Source organism: Cardinium endosymbiont of Culicoides punctatus (assembly GCF_004354815.1).
In the GTDB taxonomy this organism is placed as follows: Bacteria; Bacteroidota; Bacteroidia; order Cytophagales; family Amoebophilaceae; genus Cardinium.
The window spans coordinates 1-7938 of record NZ_QWJI01000032.1; the positions used below are offsets into that span (position 1 = coordinate 1).

General features: G+C 35.9%; 7 protein-coding genes. 2 read left to right on the forward strand and 5 right to left on the reverse strand.

Translation table 11 applies throughout. The annotated features are described in order from the left end of the window. Nucleotides 1-46: 46 nt before the first annotated feature. From gpmI to CCPUN_RS03950, 5 genes are all read right to left on the reverse strand, one after another. On the reverse strand, nucleotides 47-1324 hold the full coding sequence (gene gpmI, locus CCPUN_RS03930; RefSeq protein ID WP_133282277.1) for a 2,3-bisphosphoglycerate-independent phosphoglycerate mutase: 1278 nt from the start codon (nucleotides 1322-1324) through the stop codon (nucleotides 47-49). A gap of 55 nt (nucleotides 1325-1379) precedes the next feature. Continuing rightward, complete coding sequence (locus CCPUN_RS03935; protein WP_133282278.1) at nucleotides 1380-2576, reverse strand: phosphoglycerate kinase; 1197 nt, start codon at nucleotides 2574-2576, stop codon at nucleotides 1380-1382. A 5-nt stretch (nucleotides 2577-2581) separates the two neighbouring features. After that, nucleotides 2582-4027: a CCA tRNA nucleotidyltransferase gene (locus tag CCPUN_RS03940; protein ID WP_420888378.1), complete on the reverse strand. Its 1446-nt coding sequence runs from the start codon at nucleotides 4025-4027 to the stop codon at nucleotides 2582-2584. Between the two features lie 144 nt (nucleotides 4028-4171). Next, nucleotides 4172-4930, reverse strand: coding sequence for an ABC transporter ATP-binding protein (locus CCPUN_RS03945; RefSeq protein ID WP_133282279.1), 759 nt, complete (start codon nucleotides 4928-4930; stop codon nucleotides 4172-4174). A 24-nt stretch (nucleotides 4931-4954) separates the two neighbouring features. Further along, nucleotides 4955-5698 (reverse strand): MlaE family ABC transporter permease, encoded by a 744-nt coding sequence (locus tag CCPUN_RS03950; protein ID WP_133282280.1) that lies wholly within the window; start codon nucleotides 5696-5698, stop codon nucleotides 4955-4957. Between the two features lie 551 nt (nucleotides 5699-6249). On the opposite strand from CCPUN_RS03950, the gene CCPUN_RS03955 reads away from it, so the two are divergent. Then, on the forward strand, nucleotides 6250-7311 hold the full coding sequence (locus CCPUN_RS03955) for an Rpn family recombination-promoting nuclease/putative transposase (protein ID WP_165941950.1): 1062 nt from the start codon (nucleotides 6250-6252) through the stop codon (nucleotides 7309-7311). Nucleotides 7312-7645: 334 nt separating this feature from the next. Further along, nucleotides 7646-7938 (forward strand): hypothetical protein (locus tag CCPUN_RS03960; RefSeq protein ID WP_133282282.1); only part of this gene is annotated, 293 nt, incomplete at its 3' end.

Genomic DNA, 7938 nt, shown 5'->3' on the forward strand with positions numbered 1-7938 from the left:
GCAATCATGATAGTCATTGATAGCATAAATAAAGGTAACGCTTGGGCTAAGTAAAATCATATATTTGTACCACCACCATTTTGCCGATACATGCATCCACACAGGTAATGGCTTCTTGCGTTGCCATTTGATTTCCCGTATGTCCAACCATATCTGGATTCGCAAAGTTACAAATAATGACATCATGTTCTTTTTGGGAAATAGCTTTCAACAACTGATCGGTTATTTCTAGCAGACTCATCTTAGGCGCCATATCATAATGGGCTACTTTTTTTGATGGAATCAATAAACGTGTTTCATAAGGAAAAGGAGCCGCTATACCTCCATTAAAAAAGAAAGTTACATGTGCATATTTTTCTGTTTCTGCAATACGCAGTTGCTTTAAGCCCATTTTAGAAAGATATTCACCTAATCCATTTTTTATAGATTGAGGGGGAAAGGCAATCTGGCTGGGAATATCGGTAGCATATTCTGTTAAAGAGACAAAACCGCCTAAATTGGGTGATGTTATTCTTTTAAAATTTAGAAAGTCGGGATCCAGAAAAGCACGACTTAGTTGTTGTACACGATCTGCTCGAAAATTCATAAAAAAAACCACATCACCAGATTGAACCGTTATGGGAGCAGCATCTGACTTATACAAACAGGTGGGCTGTACAAACTCATCCGTTTCATTTCTAGCATAAGCAGCTTCTAAACCATCTAAGGCTGTAGATGCTACACATAGCGACCTCCCTCCTACTATGCAATCATAAGCAGCTTTGGTACGCTCCCAGCGGTTGTCTCTATCCATGGCATAATAGCGTCCAATAAGTGAAGCAATGTTACCTATACCTAGTTGTTTGCATTTTTCTTCTAATGCGATCAGACTGTTTGCTGCACTTTTAGGTGGTGTATCTCGACCATCTAAAAAGGCATGTATATAACAGTTTGATATACCCATTTGAGCACATAGTTCCAATAAAGCATATAGATGTGTTTCATGGCTATGTACGCCTCCTGGTGATAATAATCCCAAAATAAAGATTTTATTATTCATAAAATCACCATTTTCAATGGATTTATGGATACGTGTAAGGTCCTGATAGATCACCCTTCCAGCTCCAATGGTCAAATGACCAACTTCCGAATTACCCATTTGTCCTGCTGGTAGCCCAACAGAGAGGCCTGATGCCTGCAATAGCGTATGCGGAACGGTTTTAATCAAATGGTCCCAATGTGGCTTTTTAGCAAGTGCAATAGCATTGTAATCTGTTGACACACGATGGCCCCAACCGTCAAGAATCAATAAAATAATGGACTTGGGCTGTTTCAATCTAAGCATAAAGAGCTATTTATCGGTTTTATTGATAAAAAATGGATACATCCCCCTGCTCACCTTAAACCTGTAAGGCCTCTAAACTAGGTAATTTTCTATCTGCCGCAATATAGGCAAGTAGCGCTCCCCCACCGGTAGAAATATAGGAGACATTTTCTTCATATCCCATTGTAGTAATGGCAGCGGCAGTATCTCCCCCTCCTATTATGCTAAATGCTCCATTTGCAGTGGCTTGTGCAACGGCACGGGCAATCATAGCAGTCCCTGTAGAGAACTTATCCCACTCAAAAATACCCATTGGGCCAGACCATAATATGGTTTTTGCTTGTAAAATAAATGATGTAAAATGTGCTTGGGTAGCGGGACCTATATCTAATATATGTGATCCATAAGGCAAATTTTCCAGAGAAGAAATACAAGGATGCGCTTGCTCATGTATTTCTGGGGCATGCACGACATCTATAGGTAAGGACAGCTGACAATGCATATTTTTATTAATATGGTTGCATACATCGTTGGCAATGAAGGCTACTTCTTCTTGTGCACAAACAGATAGGCGACCAGAGGTAGTTTGTTGTGCATGATAAAAGGGCCATACAAGTCCCCCACCAATAAGAATGTGTTCTGCATAATTAACCAGACCTTTAATAGGCTTGGCTTTATCTACTAGCTTGCTACCACCCATAATTGCGATAACAGGCTGATTTTCTTTTAAAAAAAGCTTATTCATAGCAGCGATTTCTTCCTGAAGTAGATAACCAGCAAAACGCTCCTTAAAATAAGCAGGTAGCAAACTAATGGAAGCATGATTTCTATGAATCGTCCCAAATGCTTCATTGATGTAAGTGTCTGCCAAGGATGCCAACTCTTGGGCAAATGCTATATCGCCTAACGTTTCTTCTTTATGAAAGCGTACATTTTCAAGTAGTGCGACTGTACCTGGTTCTAACGAATCTATAAGATTTTTTACCTCAGAACCTACACAGCTAGGAACAAATACAATAGGGTTTGCTAACAAATTCGATAACGTAGGTAATAGTCTCCTTAAAGAATAACGTTCCTCATATCCATTTTTTGGTCTTCCAAAATGAGCAATCAAGATGGCTATGCCACCATCTGCTATGACCTTTTGAATAGTTTGTAAACTACTGCGCATGCGTCGATCATCTGTAACGATACCTGATTCTGTTATGGGAAGATTAAAATCAACACGAATAAGCACTTTTTTATTTTTAAAACAAGCCTGATCAAGCATCATAATTTTTAAGCGTTAATACTTACTAGGTACTCTTTACCAATGGATAACATATAATTAAAAGCCTCATCGTATTCATTTTGGATTTTACCATCCAATATAGCTTCTTTAATGGCTTCCTTAATAAAACCTACTTTTGGTGAAGGCTTCATGGAAAATGTTTTCATAATGATTTCACCAGTAATTACAGGCTGAAAATTTCTAATATGATCACGTGTTTCAACATCTAAAATCTTTTTCTCCACCCGGTCAAAATTACCCAAGTATTGCTGTACCCTTGCCTCGTCTTTAGAGGTAATATCAGCTCTACATAGTAAAAAAAGATCTTCTAAATCATCTCCTACTTCATACAGAAGACGTCTAATAGCAGCATCTGTAACTTCTTGTGCCAGTGCTATGGGACGTAAATGTAATCTAACTAATTTTTGCACATAACCCAATACATCATTACTAGTTGGGAATTTCATTCTCCTAAATATTTTGGGAAGCATTTTTGCACCCAAGTCTTCGTGACCATGAAAGGAAAAACCATGAATAGGATCAAATTTTTTGGTTAATGGCTTTGCAATATCATGAAAAATGGCTGCCCAGCGTAGCCATAATTTAGAAGAATGTTTAATGACATTGTCCAAAACTTGAAGGGTATGGAAAAAGTTATCTTTATGGGAATGTATACCTATTTGTTCCTGTCCTGCTAGGGCTGCCAACTCTGGAAATATAATAGACAGAATATCTGTTTGAAATAACAACTTGAATCCATACGTAGCTTTATCTGAAGCCATAATCTTATGTAACTCTTCTGTAATACGCTCTTGTGAAACGATTGTGAGTCGATCACGCATATCGGCAAGTGCCTTCAAAGTATCTGTTGCTATGCTAAATTCCAGCTGTGTAGCAAAACGTATGGCTCGTATCATCCGTAATGGATCATCCGAAAAAGTTTTATGAGGATCACAAGGCGTTCTAATCACCTTATCAGCCAAATCTTGCTGGCCATTAAAAGGATCCAAGAATACACCATAACGGACACTATTTAGGCAAATAGCCATGGCATTGATGGTAAAGTCTCTACGTAATTGGTCATCAGCAAGTGTGCCAACCGATACCTTTGGGTTTCGAGAATGAGGGGTATAAGATTCCTTTCTGGCACCCACAAACTCGATCACCCATCCCTCCCACTCTATCATAGCTGTACCAAACCCCCTAAATAGGGTAATGGGTTGTTTTATACCTAAATGAGCAGCTACAGCCTTTGCTAGTTCAATACCATCTCCTATACAAACAATATCAATGTCTTTAGAGCTGCGATCCAAAAACAGATCACGCACAAAACCACCTACTACATAGGCTTCTAACTGAAGCATATCAGACACTTCCCCAATTTTACGTAAAATGGGGTAGCTATAGATATCTGTTTTAGACTTGTTTAGATAATTATTTTTTATATGTTCCAAGATTTGCAATTTTAGTTCACGCTAATTTAGCGAATAATATTCGCATACACATACCAACGATTCGTACAACATATGCCCTTGATGAAAGTACCACAAAAATAAAAGTGATTCTAATAAGCATTTTTTCTTGTAAGAAGGGAGTATCTAGATGGAAGTTGAAGTAGACAAAAGCTCTCTAAACTTACCAACAAATAGAAACTCTTGAAGTTCCTGTAACTGCGTATGTAAAATATTTTTAGAACTACCTTCCCACAGTTTTCTTCCTTGATGTAGAAAAATCATAAAATCACCTAGAGACAAAATCGTATTCATATCATGCGTTACAATGACCGTGGTCATTTTATATGTATAGGTTATCTCTGCAATTAATTCGTCAATCTTAAGTGCTGTTTGAGGATCTAGTCCAGAATTGGGTTCATCACAAAAGAGATACTTAGGATGGTTAACAATAGCCCTAGCTATACCTACTCTTTTTTTCATACCACCACTTAACTCATTAGGCATTTTTTTATGGACATCGGGCAGACCTACTTGTTCAAGACACTCATGAATACGGTCTTTTTTTTCTGCGGGTGTCATATTTGTTAATACATCCAATGGAAAGCCAACATTTTCCTCTATATTTTTTGAATCAAACAAAGCGCCTCCTTGGAAAAGCATGCCCATTTCCCTTCTTATCTCTGTTTGCAACAGTTTATCGCCATGCAATAGGTTCCGTTCATCAAAAAGAGAAATGCCTTGATCTGGAACGACTAACCCTACTAAGCATTTGATTAAAAGACTTTTTCCAGTTCCACTAGCACCTATTACTAAACTTATTTGTCCAGACTCAAATCTACCACTAACATCATCTAGAATGACTTTGCTACCAAAAGATTTTGAAATATTTTTAAAAGAAATCATATAGAAAGGGATAAGTAGTATATGCTAGATGTGATGACCAAGTAATACGTAAACTAGAAACAAATCAGCTACAAGAATGGCAATACAACTACTGGTAACGGCATTTGTGCTGGATTTACCCACATCTAATGCTCCTCCTCTTGTAGTAAATCCTTTATAGCAAGCAATAGAGGAAACAATAAATCCATACACTACTGATTTGTATAATGCTATATCTACACTAAAGGGATCAAACGTATTTCTGAGTCCATCTATATACGCTTGAGGGGGTAGGTGGGTAAGGTACTTACAGGCGAGAAATCCTCCATAAATAGAAAGAAACATAGCAATAATAACCAACAGGGGGTACATACATACGGTAGCAATAATTTTGGGAAGGACAAGATAATTATGGGTATTTACACCCATGATTTCTAATGCATCGATTTGTTCACTAATGCGCATAGATCCTAATTCGCTAGCCATACTAGAGCCTATTTTCCCTGTAAAAACAATACCTATTACAGTTGGAGCCAGCTCAGATATGGTCATATTACGTACCGCAACACCTATAAAACTTTTGCTAATAAATGGACTTTTTAGTTGAGAAGCGAGCTGAATACAGGTAGCACCTCCTATGAAAATGGAAATAATGCAAATTATAAAAAGCGAGTCAATACCTACTTGAAGACACTCCTTAACGACTTGAGACCAAAACATACGCAAGGGAACAACATTCCCAAACATTGCACGTAAAAAAAGCAAATATTCTCCTAACTCTTTTATCATATTCTAAAAACAAAACTTAAAAGACTGACCTAACTAAATAACTTTTCTTTAAGATAACCTCAATTTCGATACTTTTTTGCATCAATCAAAAAAATTACAAAAAAAATGAAGGGAGCAGGAATGATTAGAGCTTGTTTTTCCATATAGTTTTCTCTAAATTGTGTTAATTATATGACGGATGCCATATAGTATGTTTCGATGTGTGCATTTATTTAATAGGTTGGGTTGTTTATCTATCGAGGCTTTTTGAAGAGATCGTGTAAAAAGTATGTAAAGATCTTTCTACATTTATAATGTAACTAAAAAAAAGATAGTCTGATCTGTCTTCATGAGAAATAGTGATACACCTGTTACAGGTATCATTGATGTGGTCTTCTTTATTACCGCCTACATAGCTCATAAGACATATCGAGCAGTAAAAAAACAAATAAATACATTCATTATAAGTATTATATAACAAAATTATCATGGTCAAAAAAAATTTAATTCTACTTACTGTTGGAGCATGCACTATTCTACAATCTTGTAGCTCATACAAACACGAAAACTGTATGGATGATCATTCACAGTCTAATATTAGGGAAGATTATATCAGCGGTCATAGGAATCCAACCAGTGAACATGAACTACATATTCGTCATGAATATGCAAGACCTACTAATGATTGGTGTTTTAAACATATTTTTGGAGATGTCTTGTCAGAAGATGGTAATCAAAACGAGTTCACAAGAAATTTATTAAACAGTTTACTAGAACTTTCCGGTGATAATATTATTAAAGAAGTATCTTTTCGTGATCCAGTTTTACATACAAAAACAAAAATGGAACGGTCATTTATAACCGATATTCATTGTACTGATCATCTTGGAAGAAGATTTATCATAGAAATGCAAGTATATCACCACAGTGGTTGGGCAAAACGGTTACAGGCTTATGTTGCTCGTGACTATAGTAGTCAAATGAGTAAAGGTGATAAATATAATGAATTGCTTCCTGTGCATTTACTGGCCATCACAGAATTTAATATGTTTCCGTCAAACATAAATTATCTCTCTCATCATGCATATGCTGAAAAAGAAACTAAAGAATGTTTTTTCCCAGATACACAGATTACAGTTTTGGAACTACCTAAATTTAAAAAAAATACCTCGGAAATTGTTGATCAAAAAGACCGCTGGGCCTTTATTTTAAAAAATGCTGAATCAATGTCTCATATGGCAGAAAAAGATAAATTAACCATTATGTCAGATCCTTTGATTCGTGATGTATGTGAACGCATGAATAAAGTAACATGGAATGAAGAAGAACTAGCAGCATACGAACGTTCTGAAGATAACAGAAAAGTGGCATATAATGCTATGATAGCAGCTGAAGAAAGAGGATTACAAAGAGGTAGAACAGAAGGGATAAAAGAGGGTGAAGAAAAAGCAAAAAAAGAGTTTGATCAGAAAAATCAGGAAAGAAAAAGACGAAAAATTGAAAAAGGTGTTGATCCTGATGATATAAAAGAAGAATGTAAAGAAGAATATAGTGATTATGATGAAGCTGAAATCGATGAGATGATAAAAAAAGCGAAAAAAAGCAGTAAAAGAGATACTAGAAGACACGGATAAAGACACTTTTATCGAGAATTTCGAGGCTTTTGAAGAGATCGTGTAAAAAGTATGTAAATATCTTTGTACATTTGTAATGTAACAAAAAAAAAGATAGTCTGATCTGTCTTCATGAGAAATAGTGATACACCTGTTACAGGTATCATTGATGTAGTCTTCTTTATTACCGCCTACATAGCTCATAAGACATATCGAGCAGTAAAAAACAAATAAATATCATTCATTATAAGTATTATATAACAAAATTATCATGATCAAAAAAAATTTAATCCTACTTACTGTTGGAGCATGCACTATTCTACAATCTTGTAGCTCATACAAACACGAAAACTGTATGGATGATCATTCACAGTCTAATATTAGGGAAGATTATATCAGCGGTCATAGGAATCCAACCAGTGAACATGAACTACATATTCGTCATGAATACGCAAGACCTACTAATGATTGGTGTTTTAAACATATTTTTGGAGATGTCTTGTCAGAAGATGGTAATCAAAACGAGTTCACAAGAAATTTATTAAATAGTTTACTAGAACTTTCCGGTGATAATATTATTAAAGAAGTATCTTTTCGTGATCCAGTTTTACATACAAAAACAAAAATGGAACGGTCATTTATAACCGA

Coding starts and splice junctions, on each gene's coding strand:
- CCPUN_RS03935 (WP_133282278.1), bottom strand. CDS start 2,576: ATGATGCTTGATCAGGCTTGTTTTAAAAATAAAAAAGTGCTTATTCGT.
- CCPUN_RS03945 (WP_133282279.1), bottom strand. CDS start 4,930: ATGATTTCTTTTAAAAATATTTCAAAATCTTTTGGTAGCAAAGTCATT.
- CCPUN_RS03955 (WP_165941950.1), top strand. CDS start 6,250: ATGGATGATCATTCACAGTCTAATATTAGGGAAGATTATATCAGCGGT.
- CCPUN_RS03950 (WP_133282280.1), bottom strand. CDS start 5,698: ATGATAAAAGAGTTAGGAGAATATTTGCTTTTTTTACGTGCAATGTTT.
- gpmI (WP_133282277.1), bottom strand. CDS start 1,324: ATGCTTAGATTGAAACAGCCCAAGTCCATTATTTTATTGATTCTTGAC.